Annotated in this window: 19 protein-coding genes; 1 reads left to right on the forward strand and 18 read right to left on the reverse strand. The window is 71.0% G+C overall.

All coding sequences use genetic code 11. From position 1 onward, the window contains the following. Nucleotides 1–65: 65 nt before the first annotated feature. The 12 genes from mycP to ABZ707_RS17390 form a co-directional block, all read right to left on the reverse strand. Nucleotides 66–1,445: a type VII secretion-associated serine protease mycosin gene (mycP, locus tag ABZ707_RS17335; protein WP_360174764.1), complete on the reverse strand. Its 1,380-nt coding sequence runs from the start codon at nucleotides 1,443–1,445 to the stop codon at nucleotides 66–68. Nucleotides 1,446–1,476: 31 nt separating this feature from the next. Then, nucleotides 1,477–2,961, reverse strand: a complete 1,485-nt coding sequence (locus ABZ707_RS17340; RefSeq protein WP_360174767.1) for a hypothetical protein — start codon at nucleotides 2,959–2,961, stop codon at nucleotides 1,477–1,479. A 38-nt stretch (nucleotides 2,962–2,999) separates the two neighbouring features. Then, nucleotides 3,000–3,509: a hypothetical protein gene (locus ABZ707_RS17345; RefSeq protein WP_360174770.1), complete on the reverse strand. Its 510-nt coding sequence runs from the start codon at nucleotides 3,507–3,509 to the stop codon at nucleotides 3,000–3,002. Nucleotides 3,510–3,608: 99 nt separating this feature from the next. Then, nucleotides 3,609–5,918: a xanthine dehydrogenase family protein molybdopterin-binding subunit gene (locus tag ABZ707_RS17350; protein WP_360174773.1), complete on the reverse strand. Its 2,310-nt coding sequence runs from the start codon at nucleotides 5,916–5,918 to the stop codon at nucleotides 3,609–3,611. Continuing rightward, nucleotides 5,915–7,381 carry a (2Fe-2S)-binding protein gene (locus ABZ707_RS17355; protein WP_360174776.1) on the reverse strand — a complete coding sequence of 489 codons (1,467 nt, stop codon included), beginning with the start codon at nucleotides 7,379–7,381 and terminating at the stop codon, nucleotides 5,915–5,917. The genes ABZ707_RS17350 and ABZ707_RS17355 overlap by 4 nt, the downstream gene beginning before the upstream one ends. Continuing rightward, a complete protein-coding gene (locus ABZ707_RS17360; RefSeq protein ID WP_360174779.1) occupies nucleotides 7,378–8,274 on the reverse strand; it encodes an FAD binding domain-containing protein in 897 nt (298 codons plus the stop codon). The genes ABZ707_RS17355 and ABZ707_RS17360 overlap by 4 nt, the downstream gene beginning before the upstream one ends. A 278-nt stretch (nucleotides 8,275–8,552) precedes the next feature. Beyond that, nucleotides 8,553–10,211, reverse strand: a complete 1,659-nt coding sequence (locus tag ABZ707_RS17365; RefSeq protein ID WP_360174782.1) for a beta-N-acetylhexosaminidase — start codon at nucleotides 10,209–10,211, stop codon at nucleotides 8,553–8,555. A gap of 5 nt (nucleotides 10,212–10,216) precedes the next feature. Next, on the reverse strand, nucleotides 10,217–11,050 hold the full coding sequence (locus ABZ707_RS17370) for a carbohydrate ABC transporter permease (protein WP_360174952.1): 834 nt from the start codon (nucleotides 11,048–11,050) through the stop codon (nucleotides 10,217–10,219). 2 nt (nucleotides 11,051–11,052) lie between these two features. Continuing rightward, on the reverse strand, nucleotides 11,053–12,090 hold the full coding sequence (locus ABZ707_RS17375) for a sugar ABC transporter permease (protein ID WP_360174785.1): 1,038 nt from the start codon (nucleotides 12,088–12,090) through the stop codon (nucleotides 11,053–11,055). Nucleotides 12,091–12,095: 5 nt separating this feature from the next. Further along, nucleotides 12,096–13,400: an extracellular solute-binding protein gene (locus ABZ707_RS17380; protein ID WP_360174788.1), complete on the reverse strand. Its 1,305-nt coding sequence runs from the start codon at nucleotides 13,398–13,400 to the stop codon at nucleotides 12,096–12,098. A gap of 215 nt (nucleotides 13,401–13,615) precedes the next feature. Further along, nucleotides 13,616–13,915 (reverse strand): DUF3039 domain-containing protein, encoded by a 300-nt coding sequence (locus tag ABZ707_RS17385; protein ID WP_360174791.1) that lies wholly within the window; start codon nucleotides 13,913–13,915, stop codon nucleotides 13,616–13,618. 170 nt (nucleotides 13,916–14,085) lie between these two features. Further along, on the reverse strand, nucleotides 14,086–14,646 hold the full coding sequence (locus ABZ707_RS17390; protein ID WP_360174794.1) for a YqgE/AlgH family protein: 561 nt from the start codon (nucleotides 14,644–14,646) through the stop codon (nucleotides 14,086–14,088). A 263-nt stretch (nucleotides 14,647–14,909) separates the two neighbouring features. On the opposite strand from ABZ707_RS17390, the gene murA reads away from it, so the two are divergent. After that, a complete protein-coding gene (gene murA, locus ABZ707_RS17395) occupies nucleotides 14,910–16,250 on the forward strand; it encodes a UDP-N-acetylglucosamine 1-carboxyvinyltransferase (protein ID WP_360174797.1) in 1,341 nt (446 codons plus the stop codon). A gap of 159 nt (nucleotides 16,251–16,409) precedes the next feature. Here the strand turns inward: murA and ABZ707_RS17400 are convergent, their stop codons facing one another. From ABZ707_RS17400 to ABZ707_RS17425, 6 genes are all read right to left on the reverse strand, one after another. After that, nucleotides 16,410–16,691, reverse strand: coding sequence for an HU family DNA-binding protein (locus ABZ707_RS17400; RefSeq protein WP_004571953.1), 282 nt, complete (start codon nucleotides 16,689–16,691; stop codon nucleotides 16,410–16,412). Between the two features lie 363 nt (nucleotides 16,692–17,054). After that, nucleotides 17,055–18,488 (reverse strand): NAD-dependent malic enzyme, encoded by a 1,434-nt coding sequence (locus tag ABZ707_RS17405; protein WP_360174800.1) that lies wholly within the window; start codon nucleotides 18,486–18,488, stop codon nucleotides 17,055–17,057. Between the two features lie 383 nt (nucleotides 18,489–18,871). Beyond that, complete coding sequence (locus ABZ707_RS17410) at nucleotides 18,872–21,382, reverse strand: UvrD-helicase domain-containing protein (RefSeq protein WP_360174803.1); 2,511 nt, start codon at nucleotides 21,380–21,382, stop codon at nucleotides 18,872–18,874. A 47-nt stretch (nucleotides 21,383–21,429) separates the two neighbouring features. Continuing rightward, a complete protein-coding gene (locus tag ABZ707_RS17415; protein WP_360174806.1) occupies nucleotides 21,430–22,272 on the reverse strand; it encodes a zf-HC2 domain-containing protein in 843 nt (280 codons plus the stop codon). Continuing rightward, nucleotides 22,269–22,856, reverse strand: coding sequence for a sigma-70 family RNA polymerase sigma factor (locus ABZ707_RS17420; protein WP_360174809.1), 588 nt, complete (start codon nucleotides 22,854–22,856; stop codon nucleotides 22,269–22,271). The genes ABZ707_RS17415 and ABZ707_RS17420 overlap by 4 nt, the downstream gene beginning before the upstream one ends. A 265-nt stretch (nucleotides 22,857–23,121) precedes the next feature. Next, nucleotides 23,122–23,715 carry a CGNR zinc finger domain-containing protein gene (locus tag ABZ707_RS17425; RefSeq protein ID WP_360174812.1) on the reverse strand — a complete coding sequence of 198 codons (594 nt, stop codon included), beginning with the start codon at nucleotides 23,713–23,715 and terminating at the stop codon, nucleotides 23,122–23,124. Nucleotides 23,716–23,978: the final 263 nt, after the last annotated feature.

The raw sequence follows: 23,978 nt of genomic DNA on the forward strand, positions 1-23,978 counted from the left end.
GTCCCCGCGCGGCAGGCGTGAGGCACGTCACCGCGCCTCTCGCCTGCCGGACCCCTCGGGCCCGATCAGCCGGAGTGGCCGGGCCCCGGCGGCGGCCCGTAGGACTGATCCGGTCCCTGGCCGGACTGCGGCGGGCCATAGGGCTGCTGCGGATAGGACGGCTGCTGGTACGGCTGCTGCCCGTACGACTGCTGCCCGTGGGGCGCGAAGGCGGGGACCGGCGGCTGGTGCGCCTGTGCGGCGGCTCTGCGGCGCGAGCGGACGAGCGGAACCGCCACGGCGGCACCGACGAGAACGGCCGCGCCGACGCCGAGCGCGATCCAGAGACCGGGGCCGCTGCCGCCGTCGGGCGCGGCAGCGGCGGGCTGCTGCGCGTTCTTGCCGTCGTCCTCGACGCCCTGGGCGGGTTCGGAGGCTTCCGGCGCGGGCGACTTGGCCGCGCCCGACGCGAAGTCAGGCAGCGGATACTCATCGGCGGGCCCAGGATCACCAGGGGTCTTGAGGGCGATCCGAGGACGGACGAAGCCGTATCCGATGGAGTCGTTCCGCTGGGCACCGCTGGTGGGGCCGCCGGCCGTGTTGAGCATGACGCGCAGGACCTGGTTGTTGGTCCAGTCCGGATACTTGGCCCAGATCAGCGCGGCGGAGGCGGAGGCGAGGGCTGACGCGTCGCTGGTGCCGTGGCTCTTGCAGAGACCGGTCTCACCACTGCACGCGGAGATGATGTCGACGCCCGGCGCGGCCAGATCCACCTGTGGGCCGCGTTGTGACTCCTTGGTGCCACTGATGTTCCTGTCGACCGCCGCCACGCCGACGACGCCGCGCGTGGCCGCGGGATACATAACGGCGTTCCCGTTCTCCCCGTCATTGCCCACACCGGCGAAAATCAATTTGCCCTTGTCCAGGGCATAGGTCACCGCCTCCCGCAACGACGGGCCCTCGTACAGTCCCGCGACGGAAATGTTGAGGATCTTCGCTTCCGAATCGGCCGCGAAGCGAATCGCGGCGGCCATATTGGCGTCGCCTCGCTCACCGGCTCCGAAGTCAATCCGGACAGGAAGGATCTTGGCACCCGGAGCAAGTCCAAAAGCCCCGTCGCCACCATGGCTGTCACCCGTACCGGCGATCATCGCCGCGATGCCGGTGCCGTGCTCGCTGAGGTCCTCTCGCTCGTCGCCCGGCTTCACCGAAAGATCCTTGCCCTTGAGGACCTGCCCCTCAAGGTCCGGTACCGGCGCTACGCCCGAGTCGATGACCGCGACCGTGACACCCTCACCGGTGCTGGACTTCCACAGCTCGTCGGCTCTCAGCGTGTCGAGATGCCACTGCCGGGAGCGAACGGTCTCCGCATGGGCGGGTGTGGCCGCCACACCCGCCAACAGCAGCCCGAGGACGGCTGAACCGACCCGTTGGAACCGGCTCACCCGAATGCCCTTGCTACGCATGAACTTCCTTCTCACCGAATCCGTACGGGGCTCAGTCGATCACGGGCGGCACGATGCGGCGGCTGCCCTGCTGCCAGGTCTCTTCGTCCTCGGTCAGATAGTCCGGCCGTTCTCCGTTCTCGTCCTCACGACGGCGGCGCGCCGACTGACTGGACGGCGGCATCATGCCGCCACGCCCGGTCTGCCCGGAACCGGCGCCGCCTCGGACAAGTCCGGAACCGCCGGGCGTGAAGGGACGGGCACCGGAGGCTCCGGGCTGCTGGCCCCGGCCGCCCACCATCCCGCCGGTCTCGCCCGCGAGACGCCGGCCACCGGCCATACCGCCCTGAGCACCCGCGGAGCCGCCCATCGCACCCCCACCGGCCGCACCGCCCATCGGAGGACGGCCGTGGACGCCTTCCGCGCCCACGACCGTGCCGCGCGGAAGACCTCCGGCGGGACGTCCTGAGTTCTGCGGGATCGGCCGGCCGCCGACGATCCCGCTGTCTCGGGGCATCCGCCCGGCCGGGCCGCCACCGGCGAGCCCCTGTCCGGACGGCGACGGAGGCCGTACGAATCCCGCCGGGCGGGCTCCCCCGGCGACCGGCGCACCGGAGCCCCCGGAGGTCACGGGCGGAATCATCCCGACCGGAGGCAGGACCGTACCCTCGGGACGACCGGTCGGCGGAACACCGTTCGGCGTGGTGGCCGACGGCAGTTGGGTCGGCGGCAAGGTGGCCACACCGTCGATCTCCATCTGTACGGGCCGGTCCGGGCTGGGCGTCAACAATTGCGGCTGAGGCTGCGTCACCGCCGACGGGATGTGCCGGGTCTCCTTCGAAAGCTGGTGCCCGGACTCGGTGTAACCGTTTCCGGTTGCGCCGCCTCCGCCGTTGCCGCCGCTGGACCAGGATTCGGCCGAGGAGTCGTAGATCTTCCCCTGCGGCACGAAGCTCTCAGGCGGCGGCGGAAACGTCGGCGGATCCACCGCACCAATCACGAATGACGAGAACGAGTACGACTGCGCGAGCTTGTTCATCTGCTGCACGGCCTCGGCGTGGTCCTCATTGAGCTTGGACCTCGCGTCCCGGGCGATCGACATCGAGTCCGGGTCGTTGTGGTACTTCATCGCCGCTTCAAGGTTGTCCTGCGCGGCCGCGTCCATCTTCGGCAGGCTGGCCTTGACCTCGCGGAGAGTCTGCGCGGCGTTGCCCATCCAGGTACCGCCGAGCTCGCTGTATTCCGCCAGCTTCAGCGTGGCCTTCCAGGTCTGCTCACCCCATGTCTCAAGGGCCTTGCCCGCCTCGCCCTCCCAGGGCACCGACGTGATGTAGGTCTTGAGGTCCTCACCGATGTCATTGATCGTCTTGGCGGCATCGATCAGTTGATCGGCGTGGTCCTTGAGCGTGTCCGGATTCGCCGAGGCCAGCATCCCCAGCATTTCCTGATGAGTGTGCGACTCGAAGTCGGTCGTCCCGAACAGTGCGCCGAAGATGGGCAGCGAGAAGAATCCTCCGCCCGAACCCGTGTCCGTCATGTCTTCCCCGTTTCCCCGTGGTCCTGCGACTGCCTGTGTCAGGACGCGCCACGCGAGGCGTCACTCCCGCTGTCCGTGGGCGGCTCGTCCGTGGGAGTGGGCTCCCCGTACTTCTCGCGGTCTTCCGCGGCGCGGCGCTCCCAGTCCCGCTGCGCGTCATGACTGATGCGCTGCATACGCCGCTTGATGTCGTCGTCGATGTTCTCGTATCCCTTGCGGGAACCGTCGACGGCGATACCCAGCGCCTCGATCTGGCCTGCCAGCCCCTTGGAGAGGTTCCGCAGCTCCTGATGGACACGTACATGGGCCGAGTGAAGCACCGTGGCTTCGCTGAAATTCGTACCGAGATCCCCTTCGGGGACCGCGCCGTCGGCCAGCCGGGTGGGCGCCGCCGCCGAGTTGTCGAGCTTGGTCAGCAGCCCGTCCACCCTGTTTTTGAATTTGATCAGTTCTGACGCGTCGACATCCAGATCCTTGCCGCCGCTCCCCGAACTCGCGGCGGGCAGGACCGGATACACCGGTCGCCCCGTCCCGTCGTCCTCCGCCACAGCTTCCTCCCCGTTGCGCGCACTACTGCACAGATCACCATAGCCAGCACCGGTGACACCGCGCACCCCAAGCGTGCAGCCCCAACGAGGTTCCCGCCACTACGAATTGGGCGTGGCCACCGCGGCCTGGGGACGGATCGGGAGGCGGCTGACGGGGCGGCCCGTGGCCGAACGCACCGCTGAGGCCACCGCCGCCGGGGACACGACCACCGGGACCGCGCTCACCGGCTTGGCGCCGAAGGGCGCCACCACGTCGCGTTCCTCGACGAGTTTGACAATGCGGATGTCCGGTGCGTCCAGGGACGTCGGCAGGGCGTAGCCCGTCAGGTCGGGGCGACGGACCAGGCCGTGGCTGGTGCGGAGATTCTCCGTGAGCGCGGCGCCGATGCCCTGGGTGACCCCCGCTTCGATACGGGTGGCGAGCTGCGCCGGGTTGAGGACCCGGCCGACGTCCTGGGCCACGGCCATCTCGACGACCCGGACCGAGCCGAGTTCGATGTCCACGTCGACGACGGCGCGGATCGCGCAGAAGGCCAGGCCGACGAAGGCGTCGCCCTGTCCCGACGCGTCGAGGGGCTCGGTGGGGTGGGGCCGGCACTGGGCCGTCGCCCAGAGTTCCTTGCCGTCCATCGCCTCCGTGACGGTGGTGGAGAGCACACCGTCGTACGAGGTGATCTTGCCGTCGGTGATCTGGAGCAGTTCGGTGGACATCCCGAACTTGTGGGCCAGCGGCTGGAGCAACTGGGTACGGACCATCTTGGCCGCCCGCTCGACCGCGCCGCCCGAGACCCAGGTGTGGCGCCCGTGGGCGGCCGGGCCCGCCGGAGGCTGGTCGGTGTCGACCGAGGCGACATGGACCTCCTCTATGCCCAGCGTCTCCTGCACAATCTGGCGGGCGAGGGTGGCGAAACCCTGGCCGGTTTCCACCGCCGCGCAGATGACCGTGGCCACGCCGTCATGGACCTTGACGGTGGCGGTGGAGACCTCGTCCGCGCCCTCGGCACCGAGCATGTGGACCATGCCCACGGCGTAGCCGACCCCGCGCCGTACCGCGCCGGGCTCGCCCGCGCCCTCCGGTCCGCCGGGCAGCAGCCAGGCCGCCTCGGGGGTGTCCTTGGGCAGTGCGGGCAGTGGGAAGTCCCTTACGGACCGCAGCAGTTCGGCCACCGGCGCCGGGCAGGTCACCGTCTGGCTGGTCGGCAGGATGTCGCCGGTCGCGAGGACGTTGCGCAGGCGCAGCTCGGCGGGGTCGATGCCGAGTCTGGCGGCCAGCTTGTCCATCTGGCCCTCGTACGCCGCGCACACCTGCATCGCGCCCTCGCCCCGGACATGGCCGGAGGGCGGGTTGTTGGTGCGTACGGCCCAGCCCTCGACGAAGGCGTGCGGGACGACGTACGGGCCGCAGGCGAAGGCGACCGCCGCCGCGAGGGACTCGGCCGAGTCGTCCGCGTAGGCGCCCGCGTCCAGCAGGATCTGGGCCTCGACCTTGACGAGATGGCCCTCGGCGTCCGCGTGGTGGCGGTAGCGCAGCAGCGTCGGATGCCGGTGGGCGTGGCCGAGGAAGGACTCCTCGCGGGTCGCGGCCAGTTTGACCGGGCAGCCGGTGCGCAGGGCGAGCAGGCCGAGCGGGATCTGGAAGCCCGGGTCCTCCCGGTCGCCGGTGGCGCCGGGGACTCCGGTGACGACCACCTTGACCCGCTCCGGGTCCAGGCCGAAGCAGGCGGCGGCCAGATCGCGGTCGGTGTGGGGGTCGGTGGAGCCGGTGTAGATCTCGACGCCACCGTCGGGTCTGGGCACGGCGAGGCCGGCTTCGGCGCCGATGGGGGCCGGGTCCTGGCGGCCGATGCGGTACAGCCCTTCCACGATCACCTCCCCCGCGATCTCCGGGTCGCCGTAGCGCAGCGGGATGTGCCGGATCAGATTGCCGTCGGGGTGCAGCGGTTCCGCGGCGAAGGCCTTCTCGGGGTCCGTGACCGGGTCGAGGACCTCGTACTCGACGGCGATGGCCGCGGCGGCGAGCCGGGCCGTGTCGGGATGGTCGGCGGCGACGGCGGCGATCGCCTCGCCGTGATGGCGTACGACCTCGGAGGCGAAGACGGGACGGTCGGCGACACGGCGGCCGTAGGCGGTGTCACCCAGGACGTCCTCGTGCGTGACGACGGCCCGGACGCCCGGCATCGCGGCGGCGGCCGACGTGTCGATCGAGACGATCCGGGCGTGCGGGTGCGGGGACCGCAGGATCGCCGCCCACAGCAGGCCCTCGGCCCACAGGTCGGCGGCGTACGGGAAGGTGCCCTCTGTCTTGGCGCGCGCGTTCGCCGGGGGCAGGGAGGCGCCGAGGCCGTGCGCGGGCGGCTCCTGCTGGGGGCCGTCGAGCGCGGGAGTCCCGGTGGCCTCGTCGTTGCTCACGCCATGCCTCCGTCGGGCGAGTGCGGGGGCTGGGCGCTGCCGGCCCCTGGGGGTGCCTGGTGCGGGATTCGGGCTTCCTCGGACGCGGCGGCGGCTGCCTCCGCGCTGGCCTTCCGTTCGGCGACGACTTCGCTCACCGCGTCGAGTACGCCCCGGTAGCCGGAGCAGCGGCAGAGGTTGCCGCAGAGCGCCTGGCGGGTCTCCAGCTCGCTGGGGGCGTGATTGCCCTCCAGGAGGTCATGGACGGTCATGGCCATGCCGGGGATGCAGAATCCGCACTGCACCGCCCCGCACTTCGCCAGCGCGCGCTGGACGTCCGAGGGCTCACCGTCGGCGGCCAGGCCCTCGACCGTGCGGACCTCGGAACCGGCCGCCGTGGCCGCGGGCACCAGGCAGGAGGCGACGAGCCGCCCGTCGACCTGGACGTTGCAGGCGCCGCACTCGCCCTGTGAGCAGCCGTCCTTGGCTCCGGCGAGGCCGAGGCGCTCGCGCAGCACGTACAGCAGGGACTCGCCGATCCAGGCGTCAGTGACGGGGCGGTCTGCGCCGTTGACCCGCAGGACGTAGGAGCCGGAGGGGTGTTCCGCGCTGTCGCTGCTGCTGGTGAGCGGCGCGGGTTCCGGCTCCGGGTCCGGTTCGGGTCCGGGCTCCGGTACGGCGTCGCCCTCGGCGGCCGGTTCGTTCGCCTCGTCGGCCTCGTCGGCCTCGCCGGGCACTCCGGGTTCACCGGCCGGTCCGGGGGCCGTCGGCTCCGGGTCCCAGCCGCCGGAGGTGTCACCGGGGAGCGGGGCCCCGGCACTGCTCTGGGCGTCCTGGTCGTCCAGGGTGTCCTGGGTGTCCCGGCCGGTGGTGTCGTCCGGTGCCGGGGCCTCCTCCGGGACCGGCTCCGGCTCCGTGGCCCAGGGCGCGGGGGCGCCGCTGTTCCAGGTGGCCAGCATCGAGGTGCTGTACTCGCCCGATTCGTCCGGCAGGTCGCCCTGGGCGACCGGGATGGTCCACTGGCCGGTCAGCTCGGAGGAACCGCCGGCGCCGCCGTTCCCGTCGCCGAATCCCGCGTCTCCGGGCCCCGGCCCGGTCCCCGCGCCGGTCTCCCCGCTCTCGCCGTAATGCCACTGGCCCGACTGCCCGGGGTCGTAGCCGCCCTGGTCGTAGCCGGGTCCCGGCTGCCCGGGGCCCTGGTGGGCGGCCGGCCAGTGCGCACCGTCCGGTCCGGGGGGCCCCGCGGCCCAGCCGCCCGCCACCGGCGGATCGCCCGGCGCGGGGTCGGCCGGTGTCAGCGGCACGATCTGCGGCGGCACATAGCCGTGTCCCGGCGCTGCCAGCGGCGCGTCCGTGGCGTCCTCCGGCGGCAGTTGTACGAACGCGGTGGACTCGCCGTCGTACTCACCGCCCTGCGGGATCGGCTGCCATCCGCCCTGCCCCTGGGACGCCCCGGGTCCGGAACCTGGATTCTCGTCGGTCACGACAGCGCCCTCCCCAGTGCCCGTCGGGCCAGCGCGGCGACGGTGCGCCGCAGATGCAGTACGGCCGGCGCCAGCGGCGGGGCCTCGCCGCCGTCGGCCGGCGGCGCCGGGTCCGGGATACAGGCCGCGGCGACATACTCGCCGAAGGCGGCGAGCGCCTCCGCCGTGAGTCCGCGCGCGCCGTCCCAGTCGATCAGCGAGGCGATCCAGCGTTCGGCTTCCAGCGGGCGCAGCGGCATCGGCGCGATGGCGCCGACCGCGCAGCGCACGCCGCGCCGGGCCGGATCGAGCACGATGGCCACGGAGGCGGTGGCGCGGCCGGGGCCGGTCCGTCCCGTCGCCTTCACGAAGACCTGGGGCGCGTGCAGCAGGGGCACGCGTACGAAGCCGATCAGCTCGGCGGGCGCCAGCATCTCCCGCCCGGCCAGCAGGTGCGAGACCGGGATCTCCCGGCGGGCGCCCTCGGGGCCCGCGATGACCAGGTCCGCTTCGAGCGCGGCCAGCACGGGCAGGGTGTCGCCGGTCGGGGCCGCGGTGGCGATGTTGCCGCCGAGTGTGCCGGCGTTACGGATCTGTGGCGGCCCGGCCGCGCGCGCGGACGCGGCGAGCGCGGGGATGAGGGCCGCGAAGTCGGGCCTGCCCATGCGCGCATGGGTGAGCCCGGCGCCGAGGAGGGCGTGGCCGTCCTGGTAGTGCCAGCCGCGCAGCTCGCTGATCCGGCCGAGGCCGACGAGCCCGGCGGGCCGTAGCTGCCCCTTGTTGACGGCTGCCATCAGATCGGTTCCGCCCGCGACGGGGACGGCGGCGGGCATCGCGCTGAGCGCCGCCACGGCCTCGTCGAGCGAGGCCGGCAGCGTCACGGACTGCGCCGTCTGCGGTGCGTGCGTGGTCAACCCAGCTGCCCCTTTCCGGTGTCCCGGCTGTCCCGCCTGTGTTGCCGTACCGTACGTGCTCACAGCCCGGACGTGGCAACTCTGGCACATCTTCCGGGCCGGTCGGCGCGAGGGTCCACGAAGGACGGATCCGTCCCCGACCAGGAAGAAGGTCCGGTTTCACACCTCTTCACCGGCACAGGCGCAATGCCTCCCTTCGGCGGTCGTCGTACGACTTGTCCGGACGGGCCACCACGGTGCCAGGGACCCTGCCGGAGGGCCCGTACCTCCCGCCGGGCTCACACGTTCGGGGGCGTCCCCTCGATCGGGCGTCCGAGACCGGCGGAGGTTCCGTCGGGGCCCGGGCGGCGCTGCCACGGCAACGGGCCGCCCGGCGGCCGGTACGCCACGCCGAGGGCGTCAAGGCGCCGGTAGTGCCCAGCCATGCGCCGCTCGAAACCGGCGAAGTCGCGTTCGGCGGACGGCGGCAGGGCCGACCAGGCGACCTCGGCGAAGGCGGCCAGCCGGGGGAAGACCTGGTAGTCGACGCGGGAGCTGTCCTGCATCACCTCGGTCCACACATTGGCCTGGGTGCCCAGGACATGGGCCGCCTCCTCCTCGGTGAGCTGCGCGGGTACGGGTTCGAAACGGTAGACGTCCTCCAGGGTGCGGACATATCCGATGGGCATCGGCTCGTCCTCGCCCGCCGCCTGACGGTGGTCCAGGTACACGTGCTGCTCGGGGCACATGACGACGTCGTGGCCGGCCCTGGCGGCGGCGACACCGCCCGCGTATCCGCGCCATGACGAGACGGCGGCTCCCGGCGCGAGGCCCCCTTCGAGGATCTCGTCCCAGCCGATGAGGCGCCGGCCACGGGCGGTGAGCCAGGTGTCGAAGTGCCTGATGAACCAGGACTGGAGCCCGTCCTCGCCGGCCAGTCCGCGCTCCCTGATCAGGGCCTGCGCGGTCGGCGACTCCCGCCATTGGTCCTTGAGGCACTCGTCGCCGCCGACATGGATGAATGGGGAGGGGAAGAGCGCGAGGAGTTCCTCGAAGACGTCCTCGTAGAAGCGCAGGGTGTTGTCAGTGGGGGCGAGTACGTTCGGGTTGATGCCCCAGGTGTCCCAGACGGTGAGGGAGGACGTGTCGATGACATCGGTGTTGCCGAGTTCCGGATATGCCGCGATGGCCGCCTGCGAATGGCCGGGGACATCGATTTCGGGGACGACGGTGATATGCCGCTCGGCGGCGTACGCGACGATCTCGCGGATGTCGTCCTGGGTGTAGTAACCCCCGTGCGGCTTCTCGTCCCACAGTGCGGAGGCGCGGTGGCCCCATTTGGTGCGTGCGCGCCAGGATCCGACGTCGGTCAGCCTCGGGCGGCGCTTGATCTCGACGCGCCAGCCCTGGTCGTCGGTGAGATGGAAGTGGAAGACATTCAGTTTGTGGGCGGCGAGCAGGTCCAGATAGCGCAGGACACCGTCCTTGGGCATGAAATGGCGTGCCACGTCGAGCATCAGTCCCCGCCAGCCGAAGCGGGGCCGGTCCTGGAGCGTGCCCATGGGCAGGTGCCAGTCGCGGTCCTGGGAGAGCGGCGCGCGCCGGAAGGCTTCGGGGCCGAGGAGTTGACGCAGCGTCTGGGCGCCCCAGAAGACACCGGCCGGGCCGCCGCCCTCGATGGTCACGGCCGGCTCGCCGCCGGTCACGGCGAGCCGGTAGCCCTCCGCGCCCAGTTCCCTCCCGACGTCCGGGCCGACACTGAGCACGATCCGGTGCGGGCCGCTGTCGCCGTCGGCGAGGGGCAGGCCGGTGGCCGCGCCGACGGTGCCGCGCAGCCAGCGGGCCACGTGCTCGGTGCCGGGCCGCGCGTCGATACGGGTCCCGGCGTCGAGGGTGAAACGGGCGGCGGAATTCCACTCGGCGCTCTCGGCAGCCGGAATGAGATCCGTAAAGGTCATCGCCATCAGTCCTTCACCGCGCCGCCGAGTCCGGAGACCAGGCGCCGCTGTACGAGCACGAAGAAAACCAGCACAGGGACGGTCATCACGGTGGAGGCGGCCATGATTCCGCCCCAGTCGTTCTCGTCCGGTTTGAAGAAGACGAGCAGCGCCATGGGAAGGGTCGACTGGGAGGTGTCGCTGATGATGAAGGACTTCGCGAAGAGGAAGTCGTTCCAGGTCGAGATGAAGGAGAACACACTCGTCGCGACCAGCCCGGGAAAGACCAGGGGAAAGAGGATCTGCCACAGGAAGCGGGTGCGGCTCGCGCCGTCGATGTACGCGGCCTCCTCCAGCGCCTCCGGGACCGCCTTGACGAATCCCCGCAGCATCCAGACGGCGAAGGGCAGGGAGAACGCGAGATGTGGCAGGACGAGCGAGCCGAGCGTATTGAGCAGTCCCGCGTCGCGCATCAGGAAGAACAGCGGGATGGTCAGCGCCTCGACCGGCACCATCTGCGCGACCAGGAACATGATGAGCAGGGTCGTACGGAAGCGGAAACGGAAGCGGGTCACCGCCGTCGCCGCGAGAAAGGCGATGAGCGCGGAGGCGATCACGACCGTGCCGGCGACGAGCAGGCTGTTGAGGAAGTACCGCCCGAATTCCTGCTGTTCGAAGACCCGGCGGAAGGAGTCGAGTGACGGGGAGAGGGTCCAGGGACGCGGATCGGTGGACTGGATCTCGCCCGCCGGTTTGACCGCCGAGAGCACCATCCAGTACAGCGGGAAGGCGACGATCACGGCGATGACGAGGGCCGATGCCTCGGCGGCCAGCCGCCAGGGACGGCGAATACCGAGCAGGTTCACAGTTCTTCTCCCCGGCGTCGGAGCAGGCGCAGATAGACGAGTGTGACCGCCAGCAGAATCAGCAGCATGACCACGCCAATGGCAGAGCCCAGGCTGTACTGCGAGGACGCGAAGGCTTTCTGATAGGCGTACACATTGAGTACGAGATTCTGCCCGGCGATTCCGCCGCCGTTCGTCATCACATAGATCTGGGTGAAGACCTTGAAGTCCCAGATGATGGACTGAATGGTGACGACCACCAGGATCGGCCTGAGCATCGGGGCGGTGACGGACCGCCAGACGCGCCACTGCGAGGCGCCGTCGAGCGAGGCCGCTTCCAGCACCTCGGCCGGAATGGCCTTGATGCCCGCGTAGACGGTCACCATGACGAACGGGAAGGAGCACCAGACCACTTCGAACAGGACGAGTGCGAAGGCGCTGTACCGGCCGTACGTCCAGGAGAAGTCACCGAGCCCCAGCAGCCGGTTGACCGGCCCGTAGTCCGGGTCGAAGAGGAAGACCCAGACGGTGGAGCCGGTGATCGCCGGAGTGGCCCAGGCCCCGAGCGCGGCGAGCATCAGCGCGAGGCGCGGCACCGCCCGGATCCGCGTCAGCAGTACGGCGAGCGCGCAGCCCACCGCGAGCGTGGCGACGACGCACGCCGCCGCGAACAGCACGGTCGCGAGGAGCACCTGCCAGAACTGGCTGTCGCCGAAGAGCGTGGCGTAGTTGCCGAAGCCCTGGAAGGTGGTCGGCTGTCCGCCGCTGACCTGGGCCTGGGTGTACTCCAGGAAGGAGATCAGGCCGAGTTGGTAGATCGGGTAGACCAGCAGTCCGCCGAGGACGACCAGGGCGGGCACGAGATAGAGCCAGGGCGTCCAGCCGGCCTGTCCGGCCCGCCGGGGAGCGCGGCGGGAGGCGCGTCCCGGCCGCTCCGGGCCGCCGGCCGCCCCGGCACCGGCCGCCCGGTCGCCGCCGGGCCGGGCGGGAAGGGGGACGGGGCGGCCGGAGGCGGGCGCGGCGCCGTTCCGCCGGGCTCCGGTGTTGTTCGTCATGGCTCTCAGCCCGCGGACGTGAACGCGGCGTCCATCTTCTTCGCCGCGTCGTCCGACGCCGTGGCGACGTCCTTACGGCCGCTGACGATCTCCTGGAACATCGTCGGCAGGATCAGCGAGGAGTCGATCTGCGCCCAGCCGGGCGACGCCGGGACGAACTTGGCGCCCGCGCCCAGGGTCTTCACGAAGGGCTCGATGAACGGTTCCTTCTTCGCCGAGTCCGCCAGCACGTCCGTGTACGTGGGCAGGAAGCCCATCGCGTCGAACAGTTTGGCCTGGGTGTCCTTGCCGGTGAACGACTTCATCAGGTCCACGGCGAGGGTGCGGTGCGAACTGCTCTTGAGCACGCCGATGTTGTTGCCGCCCGCGAAGGCGGGCGCGATCGAGCCCGCCGCGACGCCCGGCAGCGGCACGACGGCGTACTTGCCCTTCACCGAGCCGGCCTCGACGGCCTGGTGGCTGAAGTCGCCGCCGATCGCCATCGCGGCCTTCCCGGAGGCGAACGCGGTGACCGTGGCGTTGCCGCCCATCGAGGCGCACTTGGCGGCGGGACAGTTGTCGTCGCCGAAGAGGGAGGTGTACGCCTCGATGCCCTTGCGGGCGGCCGGGCTGTTGACGGCGGCCCGGTAGGCGCCGCCGCTCTCCTCGGCCAGTTCACCGCCGTTCGCCCAGAGGAACGGCATGGCGCCATAGGTGTACGCGCCGCCGACCGCGAGCCCGTACAGGTCCGGCTTCGCCCGGTGGATCTTCTTGGCGGTGGAGATCAGCTCGGCCTGGGACTTGGGGGCCTTGAGACCCAGGTCCTCGAAGACATCGGTGCGGTAGTACAGCGCCCGTACGCCGACGAAGAGCGGCGCTCCGTAGACCTTGCCGTCCACGGTGACGGACTGCCTGGCCGTGGGATCGGTGTCCTTGGCCTCGTCCCAGGCGTTGAACTCCGCGGTGACATCGGCGAGTCCGCCGTCCTTGACGTATCCCGCGGTGTCCGTGTTGCCGTACTCGATCAGATCCGGCGCGCTCTTCGGGTCGTTGAACGCGGCCTTGATGCGCTGGGCGCGGGTCTCGACGGGGATGTACTCGATCTCGACCTTCGCGCCGTCGTGCTGCTCCCGGAAGGCGGCGACGGCGGCGTCGACGACCTGCTCCTTGGGCTTGTTGTTGACTTCCTGGAAGAGCCATACGCGCAATGTGCCGCTCTTCTCGTCCTTCGACGCGCTGTTGTCGGAGGTCTGCGGGGCGCAGGCGGTGGCGGTGAGGCCGGCGAGCACAAGTGCCGCGGCCGGAGCCGCAATTCGGGCTGAAAGCTTCATCCGGGATCCCTACAGGTCGGCGTTGCAACATACGCAACGGGCGTTCCGTGCTGCACAACTCGCAGGAGATTAAGCGTGTCCGGAACACGTCGACAAGTGGTCTCAACCACTCTGTGACCGCAGGAGCCCCCGAGAAGCACCCTGTGCAACGCGAACGGCCCCCGGGGCGCGCACACGCGCGCCCCGGGGGCCGTCGGCCACGGAGGACCAGCCGATTACTTCTCGCTCTTGTCCTTGCCGCCCTTGCCCTTGTCCTTGTCCCCGCCGGGGCCCATGGACTCGTAGATCTCCTTGCACATCGGGCAGACCGGATACTTCTTGGGGTCGCGCCCCGGTACCCAGACCTTCCCGCAGAGTGCCACCACGGGAGTGCCGTCGAGGGCACTCGCCATGATCTTGTCCTTCTGGACGTAGTGGGCGAAGCGCTCGTGGTCACCGTCGCCGTTCGACACCTGTGGTGTCGGCTCCACGAGGGTGCCCGTACCTGCCCCGCGCTCGGGCTCAAGAGTGCTCATAAGCGCCAAGGGTACCCACGCGCGCGCCCACACGGGGTCCCCGGGTCCATGCACTCCGGAGCCGTACGCTCACGCATCGCTCCGACACGCCGCGAACGGCCGGGGCGGGCCGGGCCGGAGGGACAGCCGGCAGGTCAGTTGAACGATCCGCCCCGCGATCGGCCGAACGGTCAGTTGAGCGACGGGTCGTCGGGATATGTGGCGATCATGGCCAGCTCGCCGCGCTGGCGCCGCAGCACCGACCGCCACAGGCTCTCCGGCCGCGGACACGACACGTCGCCGGGCTCCGACTCGACCACGTACCAGGCCCCCTCGCTCAGCTCGTCCTCCAGTTGCCCCGGGCCCCAGCCCGCGTAACCGGCGAAGATCCGCAGCGAGCCGAGCGCCCGCGCCAGCAGCTCGGGAGGCATCTCCAGATCGACGAGCCCTATCGCGCCGTGCACCCTGCGCCAGCCGAGCGGGCCGTCGCCGCCCGGGATGACGGCGAGGCCGAGCGCCGAGTCGAGCGAGACGGGACCACCCTGGAAGACCACACCGGGCTCACCCGCGAGCTCGCCCCATGACTCCAGGATGTCGCCGACACCCACCGGGGTCGGCCTGTTGAGGACCACACCGAGGGAACCCTCCTCGTCGTGATCGAGCAGGAGGACCACCGCGCGGTGGAAATTGGGGTCGGTGAGGGCTGGTGTGGCGACAAGCAGCCGCCCTGTGAGCGAGGACACCTCGGTCATGCGAGACATGATCTCGCATATTCGCTCGCCGCGGGGCGCACCCGGCACAGTGCCCGTGCGCGCAGCTCAGAGCGTACGGCGGCGGCGCCGGCGCGCGGTCGCCGGGAACCCCGGCCGGTGACCCTCCGCGAGCACCCGGGAACAGCCCGTGTCAGGCCGGTTTCCTTGGCCGCCGAAGGCTGCCCAGCCCTTATGGGACAGGGGTCCTCGCCCCTTACCCTTTTCCTTGGCCACCTTCCCGCCCACTCCGGAACGCGAGATTCATGACCGGCACAGACGATGTAATGCTTGTCCACGGTGGGACCCCGCTGGAAGGCGAGATCCGCGTCCGCGGCGCGAAGAACCTGGTGCCGAAGGCCATGGTCGCCGCGCTGCTCGGCAGTGGCCCCAGCCGGCTGCGCAATGTGCCGGACATCCGCGATGTGCGCGTCGTACGCGGGCTCCTCCAGCTTCACGGAGTGACCGTCCGCCCCGGCGACGAGCCGGGCGAGCTGATCCTCGACCCGACGCATGTCGAGAGTGCCAACGTCGCCGACATCGACGCCCACGCGGGCTCGTCGCGCATCCCGATCCTCTTCTGCGGACCGCTGCTGCACCGCCTCGGCCACGCCTTCATCCCTGGTCTGGGCGGCTGTGACATCGGCGGCCGGCCGATCGACTTCCACTTCGACGTGCTGCGCCAGTTCGGCGCGACGATCGAGAAGCGGGCCGACGGCCAGTATCTGGAGGCTCCGCAGCGGCTGCGCGGCACCAAGATCCGGCTGCCGTACCCGTCGGTCGGTTCGACGGAGCAGGTGCTGCTGACGGCCGTGCTGGCCGAGGGCGTCACCGAGCTGTCGAACGCCGCGGTGGAGCCGGAGATCGAGGACCTCATCTGCGTCCTGCAGAAGATGGGCGCGATCATCTCCATGGACACCGACCGGACGATCCGGATCACCGGTGTCGACCAGCTCGACGGCTATACGCACCGGGCGATCCCGGACCGGCTGGAGGCCGCCTCCTGGGCGTCGGCGGCGCTCGCGACCGAGGGCAACATCTATGTCCGCGGCGCGCAGCAGCGGTCGATGATGACCTTCCTCAACACCTACCGCAAGGTGGGCGGCGCCTTCGAGATCGACGACGAGGGCATCCGCTTCTGGCACCCGGGCGGCTCGCTCAACGCCATCGCGCTGGAGACGGACGTGCACCCCGGTTTCCAGACCGACTGGCAGCAGCCGCTGGTGGTGGCCCTGACGCAGGCCTCGGGCCTGTCCATCGTCCACGAGACGGTGTACGAGTCACGGCTCGGATTCACCTCCGCGCTGAACCAGATGGGCGCGCACATCCAGCTCTACCGGGAGTGCCTGGGCGGCTCGGACTGCCGCTTCGGCCAGCGGAACTTCCTGCACTCCGCGGTCGTGTCCGGCCCGACGAAGCTCCAGGGCGCGGATCTGGTCATCCCCGATCTGCGCGGCGGCTTCTCGTATCTGATCGCGGCGCTGGCGGCGCAGGGCACGTCCCGCGTCCATGGCATCGACCTGATCAACCGCGGCTATGAGAACTTCATGGACAAGCTCACCGAGCTGGGCGCGAAGGTCGAGCTGCCGGGCGGCGCGCTCGTCTGACAGCGCCGGCGCCGGGTCGTCCCGTAAGTCCGATGGCCCCGCTCTCCGGAGTGGGGCCATCAGCGTTCCGGGACGGCCCCCAGCCGCCCGGCCGGGCCCTGAGCACGCAGGGGCGGCCACCCTGTCCGGGTGGCCGCCCCTGCGCGTTGCCTATGGGTGTTACTTGCCCTTGGCGGCTTCCTTGAGCTTGGAGCCCGCGGAGACCTTCACGCTGTAACCGGCCGGGATCTGGATCGGGTCGCCGGTCTGCGGGTTACGAGCGGTCCGAGCGGCACGGTGGGTGCGCTCGAAGGTCAGGAAGCCGGGGATGGTGACCTTCTCGTCGCCCTTGGCGACGACCTCGCCTACCGTCTCGGCGAGAGCGGCCAGCACGGCGTCGGCGTCCTTGCGGGTCACCTCGGCACGGTCGGCCAGGGCGGCCACCAGCTCACTGCGGTTCATGTTGTTACTCCCGTGTTCTTCTTGCCTGTAAGGCGTGAGATCGAAGCCGATGCTGCCAGGGCCCTCGGACAGTCCCCGGACCCGGGTCTGCTGACAGACCCTCGCGCCCGAATACGCATCCTGCCCCCACCAGCGGCGGGAAAGCCAATCCGGCACTCTCCGGAGTCACACGAAAAGCGCCAGTGCCTCACCGTCGTGACGTTCCGTCGACCCTGTGAAGACTCCCTGGAGCCTCGGTGCCCCTGGAGTCGTTGAAGCCCGTGAACCCGCCGGAGGCCCTGAAAACCTCCCTGGAGCGGCGGGCTCATGGTCCGCCACCCTAGATGGGCCCGCGGGGCCCGGCGAATCGCGACGCGCCGGGCGTCAAGCGGACGTAACCGCTGTCACAGTCGCGCCCGCCGCCTTGGCGGCGTTGCGCACCGCGCCTGCCACCGCGCCGGCGACCTTGTCGTTGAAGACCGAAGGGACGATGTAGTTCGGGTTCAGCTCGTCCTCGGTGACCACGTCCGCGAGGGCTGTCGCCGCGGCCAGCATCATCTCAGTGTTGACCGTACGGGACTGGGCGTCCAGCAGACCGCGGAAAACGCCGGGAAAGACCAGCACATTATTGATCTGGTTGGGGAAGTCGGAGCGGCCGGTGGCCACGACCGCGGCGGTCTCCCGGGCGATCGCCGGGTCGACCTCGGGGTCCGGGTTCGCGAGCGCGAAGACGATCGCTCCGTCGGCCATCGCGGCGACGTCCCGGCCGTCCAGCACGTTCGGGGCCGAGACACCGATGAAGACGTCCGCGTCGACCACGGCCTCCTTCAGCGTGCCCGTGACACCCTCCGGGTTGGTGTTGTCGGCGATCCAGCGGAGCGGCGACTCGGAGGTGGCCTCCACCAGGTCCGCGCGGCCCGCGTGCACCACACCGTGGATGTCGGCGACGACGGCGTGCTTCACGCCCGCCGCGATCAGCAGCTTGAGGATGGCCGTACCGGCGGCGCCCGCGCCGGACATCACGATGCGCACGTCGCCGATGGCCTTGCCCACCACGCGCAGCGCGTTGGTCAGGGCCGCCAGCACCACGATCGCGGTGCCGTGCTGGTCGTCGTGGAAGACCGGGATGTCCAGGGCCTCACGCAGCCGCGCCTCGATCTCGAAGCAGCGGGGCGCGGAGATGTCCTCCAGGTTGATGCCCGCGAAGCCGGGCGCGATCGCCTTGACGATCTCGACGATGGCGTCGGTGTCCTGGGTGTCCAGGCAGAGCGGCCAGGCGTCGATCCCGGCGAACCGCTTGAACAGGGCCGCCTTGCCCTCCATCACCGGCAGCGCCGCCTTGGGGCCGATATTGCCGAGGCCCAGCACGGCGGAGCCGTCCGTCACGACCGCGACGGAGTTGCGCTTGATGGTCAGCCTGCGGGCGTCCTCGGGGTTCTCCGCGATGGCCATGCAGACCCTGGCCACACCCGGCGTGTAGATCATCGAGAGATCGTCACGGTTGCGGATGGGGTGCTTGGACTGCATCTCGATCTTGCCGCCGAGGTGCATCAGGAACGTACGGTCGGAGACCTTGCCGAGGGTGACGCCCTCGATCCCGCGCAACTGCTCGACGATCTCGTCCGCGTGCCCGGTGGAGGTCGCGGCGATCGTGACGTCGATCCGCAGCTTCTCGTGGCCGGAGGCGGTCACGTCGAGGCCGGTGACGGAGCCGCCGGAGGACTCGACGGCCGTGGTGAGCTGGGAGACCGCGGTCCCGCTCGCGGGCACCTCCAGTCTGACCGTCATCGAATACGAGACGCTCGGCGCCGTTGCCATGACCGTGTTCCTCTTCTTTCCCTAGCCTCATTGCCACGCCGCCCGGCACATGCCCCGGCGGCGCAATCCGATGGTCGCACCTACCGGTGGGTAGAAGGTAAGGGGCCCCGCCCCGGGAAAGTGTTTTCCGCCATGCGGGAGAGGCCGACGGCGGCCGGGGCCGGGCATACCGGCCATACGGACGGAGGCAGGTCCCCACCGGAACTCCGGTGGGGACCTGCCTCGCTGTACGAAAGCGGCACCGACCCGCCATGCTCGCCTCGCGGCAAGTGGTCGCTCGAAGCGACTAAGGTTGGGCCCGGGGGCTTGGATCGAGCCGGTGCCGACACCAGGCTAACAAACCACTCCGGCAAGCGATTCCCTCATGGCGAGTTGACCCGGAATCAATCCCGCAGCAGGTCCGGCACTCCTTCCGCGTCGGGCTCGTCCCGGGCCGTCGAGACCACCGTGAGCTGCTGCGTCGCCCGGGTGAGCGCCACGTACAGCACACGCAACCCGGCCGGGGACTCGTCGGCGATCTCCGCCGGGGAGACCACGACCGTCGCGTCGTACTCCAGGCCCTTGGCCTCCAGGCTGCCCAGCGCCACCACCCGTTCGCCCAGCCCGGCGAGCCAGCGCGCCGCCTGCTCACGGCGGTTCATGGCGACGACGACACCGACCGTGCCGTCGACGCGCTCCAGCAGGCGCCGTGCCTCCGCCCGGACGGCCCCGGCGAGATCACCGTCCCGTACGACGCCGAAGCGCGGCCTGACGCCGGTGGAGCGCACGGCGGCCGGGGACTCCATGCCGGGCATGGCCAGGGCCAGCACCTTCGCCGCCAGTTCGGCGATCTCCGCCGGGTTGCGGTAGTTCACGGTCAGCGTGAAACGGCGGCGGGGCCGGGCGCCGAGCGCCTCGTCGCGGGCCTCGGCCGCCTCGTCCGGGTCCGACCAGGACGACTGCGCCGCGTCCCCGACGACCGTCCAGGTGGCGTGCCGGCCGCGACGGCCGACCATCCGCCACTGCATGGGCGTCAGATCCTGCGCCTCGTCGACGATGACATGCGCGTACTCGGTGCGCTCCGCCGCCAGCCGTTCGGCCCGCTCGCGCTGTGACTCCTCGCGGCCCGGCATCAGCTCCTCCAGACCGGTGAGCTGGTCCAGCGGATCGAACTCCCGCCGCTTCCGCGGGCGCGGCGGCGACCCGAGCAGCGTCTCCAACTCGTCGAGGAGCGCCACGTCGTGCACCGAGAGCGGGCCTTTGCCCTCGGGGCCCAGCCGCCTGAGCGAGCGCGCCAGCCGCCGGGTCTCGCCCTGATTGAGGACACGGCGGGCCCAGCGGCCCAGGCGCCGTTCGTCGGCCATCGCGGCGAGCACGCCGCGCGGGGTCAGCTCGGGCCACCAGGCGTCCAGGAACGCCTGGAAGCTGTCCTCGGACGTGATGTCGTCGTCGAAGCCGCCACGCAGCTCAGCGGCCAGCTCGGCGTCGCCCTTCGACACGTACTCACCGGCCCGCGCGGCGGCGCCGGACTTCGACCAGAGCGCGTCCAGCAGCAGTCTGCGGGCCCTCGGGCGCAGCAGATTGACGGGCGCGGTGCCGCCGAGGACGGACTGCCTGATGCGGTCCAGCTCATCGGCCTCCAGCTCCAGCCTGCGGCCGAAGGCGACGACCCGGAGCCGGTCGGTCGGTACGGCCACCGCGGGCCCGCCGGGCTCATCGGGGTCGTCGAGGCCGTAGGAGTCGCCGGGCTGGTCGTCGCCGAAGGCGAGCTGCCCCGTCCGGGCGTCGGCGGCGCCGGGAGCGCCGCGCCGAGCCGGGGCCGCCGGGGAGAGTTCCAGCGCGCCCCTGGACGCCTTGCGCAGCACCTTCAGCATCCGCGCGGAGCCCTTGACGCGGGCCACGGCCGGTTCGTCGTACGCGGTGGCCTCCGCGCCGTCCACCAGCGAGCCCACGGCGCGGATCGCGACCTGCCCCTCCTCGCCCAGCGAGGGCAGCACGCCCTCGGTGTACGCGACGAGCAGCGGTGTCGGCGAGACGACCAGGATCCCGCCCGCGTACCGCCGCCGGTCCTGGTAGAGCAGATAGGCGGCCCGGTGCAGCGCGACCGCGGTCTTGCCCGTGCCCGGCCCGCCCGCGACCTCGGTGACGGAGGCGGCGGGCGCCCGGATCACCAGATCCTGTTCCGCCTGGATCGAAGAAACGATGTCCCTCATGGTGTGACTGCGGGCCTGGCCGAGCGCGGCCATCAGCGCGCCGTCACCGACGACGGCCAGCGCGGCGCCGTCCAGGGACGCGGTCAGCTCCGGGCGCATCAGGTCGTCCTCGACCCCGAGGACCCTGCGGCCCTTGGACCGGATGACCCGGCGGCGTACGACCCGGCCGGGGTCGACGGGCGTGGCGCGGTAGAACGGCGCGGCGGCGGGCGCGCGCCAGTCGATGACCAGCGGCGAGTAGTCGGAGTCCAGGACCCCGATCCGGCCGATGTGCAGCGTCTCCGCGATATCGGCCGTGCCGTCGGTCCTGATGGCGTCGTCGGCCGGTTCGACCGAGGTGTAGGCGCCGTCCGGGCCCTTCTTGCCGTCCTTGCCTGGCAGCAGATCGATCCGCCCGAAGAGGAAGTCCTCGAACTCGTTGTTCAGCCGGTTGAGGTGGATCCCGGCCCGGAAGACCTGGGCGTCCCGCTCCGCGAGGGCACCGGGCGTGCCGACCTGCCCCCGTTTGGCGGCGTCGTTCATCAGGAACTCCGCCTCGTGGATCTTCTCCTCGAGGCGGCGGTACACCTGGTCCAGATGTTCCTGTTCGACGCCGATCTCACGGGCGCGTACGGAGTCGGGCTCCGTGTCGCGTACGGGATCGACGGCGGGTCCAGCGGTTTCAACAGCGGCATCCTGCGCGGCCACCGAGGCCCCCTTCATGACGTGCGTCGGGCAGCCGTCAACCGTACGCGAAGGGGACGGGTATGTCAGGCGCGAACCTCGACCAGTCGCTCGCCGTCGAACGTACGCACCTCGAAGTGATCGATGTCCTTGCTCCCCATGGCCGTACCTCCGTGCACATAGAGCGGCTTCCTGGCGGACTCGTGGGCGCTGTCGGCGATGCCGTACCCCCAGGCCGGTACCGCCCAGGAGGTGACGACCTCCTCCTCGCCCGTCTTGGAGACGGCGATCAGGCTGCACTTGAGCGGGCCCTTGACGTTCTTCAGCTCCAGGACGGTGTGCGTGCCCCAGCCCTTCGGTTCCATCCCCACGGTCGCGGTGACCTTGGTGGTGGCGTCGGTGGCCCGGACCTTGTCCGTCATGTGGTTGAAGAAGGCGTCCTCGGCCGGGCTGGTGGGGTGCGGGTCGGCGGCCACCGACTGACGGCCCCCGCCGTCGTCGCCCGAGGTGGCGACGACGGTCGCCACCGGTCCGCCGACGATCAGCGCCGCGGCGGCCGCGACGAGATACATCCCCCGGCGCCTGCGCTTGGCGCGCTTGGCCGCGACCTCGTCCACCAGCCGGTCGAGGAGCTGCGGGCCGGGCTGTACGGAGACCGCGGGCGGCGGCGCCGGAGCGGCGAAGGGAAGGACATGGTCGAGCGGGCCCGGATCACCGGAGCCCCGGCCGCCCGGGCTGTCCGCCAGCAGGGCGAGCATCGGCTCCATCCCGGAGAATTCCTCCAGATGGAAGGCGCAGAGCCGGCAGCCGGCGAGATGCGCCTCGAAGGCGGTGGCTTCGGCATCGTCGAGAATGCCGAGGACATACGCGCCGACGGCGTCATGCACCGTACTTTCGTCGCCCAGTCCGTACTGCTCGTGCGTGGTCATGCCGAGACCCCCCTCTCCTCCAGCGCGAGCTTCATGGAACGCAGTGCGTAGAACACCCGTGAACGCACGGTGCCGCTGGGTATGCCGAGTTCCTCGGCCGCCTCATTGACCGTGCGTCCTTTGAAATACGTCTCTACGAGCGCTTCCCTGTGGGCAGGGGTCAAGTCATCGAGCGCATCTGAGAGCGTCATAAGCCACAACGCCTTGTCGATCTCGTCCTCCGCGGGCATGACCTCCAGCGGCGACGGGTCGACCTCCTGCGGCCGGGCCTGCCGGCTGCGGTGACCGTCGATGACGATACGCCGGGCGACCGTCACCAGCCAGGGTCGGACAGAGCCGGTCGCCTGGTTGAGCTGACCGGCGTTCTTCCAGGCACGGATGAGCGTCTCCTGCACCACGTCCTCGGCCCGCTGGCGGTCGCCCGCGACGAGACGCAGTACATAGGCGAGCAGCGGTCCGGCGTGTTCCCGGTAAAGGCCTCGCATCAGCTCTTCGTCAGGTGCGGAGAGATTGCCGCGCGGTCCCTCGCTCCGGTGTCGGGCCCGGTGAGGACGGTCATCGGCCACCGCCGCATCCTTGCGCACCTGAACCTCCCGGTCGAGACCTTCATGACTGCTTGTCCCCCATCACTACGGAAGACCGCCCACGGGCACTCAACGGGGCGGCGGAAAACTTTCAAGATCTTTTGCGGCGGGAGACGCCACGGGCGGATCCCGGGCGGGAGACGGCGTGCCAGGACCGGACCATACCGGGCGCGTCGCGGGGTGCCGCCCCCGGGGCCGGAGCCCCGCCGGTCCCGGGCGCCGGGCTCGGCCGGGGTCCTCCCGGTCCTGGCTCGGGCGGCCTGCCTCAGGCGCGGGCCAGGGCCGCGCGGCGGCGGTGTCTGGCGACCCGCTCGCGGTTGCCGCACACGTCGCTGGAGCACCAGCGGCGGCGCCGTCCCCGCGACGTGTCCAGATACACCCGGCGGCAGGTCTCTCCCTCGCACTGCCGCAGCCGGGCCCGCGCGGCCGGGTCGGTGAGCAGATCCACCGCGTCCCTGGCCACGGCCGCCAGCAGGGCGTCGCAGCCGGGCTCGGTGCTCAGCGCGCGTACGAGTGCGCCGCCCTCGCCGCGTACGGCCCTGATCCCCGGCGGCGCCCCGGCGGCCAGCTCGTTGACCCGCGCCAGCGCGGCGGACGCGTCCCGGCCGTCGATCTCGGCGCGTACGAGCTGCCCGACGCCCTCGCGCAGTTCGGCGAACGAGCGCACCCAGCGGGCGTCGATCCCGGCGAGCGCGGTCCCTTCCGGCACGAGTCCCGCTCCGACCAGCCACCGGCCGAGGGGCGCGGCGCCGTCGAGTGGTTCCGCACCTCTGCCGGCCCGCTCTCCCGTGGCCATCAGATCCAGGCAGACGCGCCCGGAGTCGAACCGCCGGTCGTACGAGCCCCTGCCCGCCGCCATGTGCCTGTCACCGCCTCGGGTCCACCGTGGGTGCCGTCCTCCTCAGAGTGCCTGCCCACGGGCTGCCCGGGAACCCCCGGGACCGGTGCCCGCGCCCGGCGGACCGGCTCTGTCACCACGCCCGCGGGGCCGGCCGCGGTCGGCTTTCCCCGGATCCCGTAATGATCCACCGCACTGCCCCGGCGCGGCATGACGGCCCGTCAATAAGTCCGCTGCTATGCGGGATTCTTTCACCTGAATGCGAATGGCGATTTCGGCGAATC

Origin of the sequence: Streptomyces sp. NPDC006923 (genome assembly GCF_040635655.1) — a bacterium.
Lineage (GTDB): Bacteria > Actinomycetota > Actinomycetes > Streptomycetales > Streptomycetaceae > Streptomyces.

What these genes read in the sequence shown, in the direction of transcription:
- ABZ707_RS17390 (WP_360174794.1), bottom strand. Translation starts at nt 14,646, where the DNA reads ATGACCGAGGTGTCCTCGCTCACAGGGCGGCTGCTTGTCGCCACACCA.
- ABZ707_RS17365 (WP_360174782.1), bottom strand. Translation starts at nt 10,211, where the DNA reads ATGACCTTTACGGATCTCATTCCGGCTGCCGAGAGCGCCGAGTGGAAT.
- mycP (WP_360174764.1), bottom strand. Translation starts at nt 1,445, where the DNA reads ATGCGTAGCAAGGGCATTCGGGTGAGCCGGTTCCAACGGGTCGGTTCA.
- ABZ707_RS17385 (WP_360174791.1), bottom strand. Translation starts at nt 13,915, where the DNA reads ATGAGCACTCTTGAGCCCGAGCGCGGGGCAGGTACGGGCACCCTCGTG.
- ABZ707_RS17375 (WP_360174785.1), bottom strand. Translation starts at nt 12,090, where the DNA reads ATGACGAACAACACCGGAGCCCGGCGGAACGGCGCCGCGCCCGCCTCC.
- murA (WP_360174797.1), top strand. Translation starts at nt 14,910, where the DNA reads ATGACCGGCACAGACGATGTAATGCTTGTCCACGGTGGGACCCCGCTG.
- ABZ707_RS17340 (WP_360174767.1), bottom strand. Translation starts at nt 2,961, where the DNA reads ATGACGGACACGGGTTCGGGCGGAGGATTCTTCTCGCTGCCCATCTTC.
- ABZ707_RS17410 (WP_360174803.1), bottom strand. Translation starts at nt 21,382, where the DNA reads ATGAAGGGGGCCTCGGTGGCCGCGCAGGATGCCGCTGTTGAAACCGCT.
- ABZ707_RS17425 (WP_360174812.1), bottom strand. Translation starts at nt 23,715, where the DNA reads ATGGCGGCGGGCAGGGGCTCGTACGACCGGCGGTTCGACTCCGGGCGC.
- ABZ707_RS17405 (WP_360174800.1), bottom strand. Translation starts at nt 18,488, where the DNA reads ATGGCAACGGCGCCGAGCGTCTCGTATTCGATGACGGTCAGACTGGAG.
- ABZ707_RS17380 (WP_360174788.1), bottom strand. Translation starts at nt 13,400, where the DNA reads ATGAAGCTTTCAGCCCGAATTGCGGCTCCGGCCGCGGCACTTGTGCTC.
- ABZ707_RS17400 (WP_004571953.1), bottom strand. Translation starts at nt 16,691, where the DNA reads ATGAACCGCAGTGAGCTGGTGGCCGCCCTGGCCGACCGTGCCGAGGTG.
- ABZ707_RS17415 (WP_360174806.1), bottom strand. Translation starts at nt 22,272, where the DNA reads ATGACCACGCACGAGCAGTACGGACTGGGCGACGAAAGTACGGTGCAT.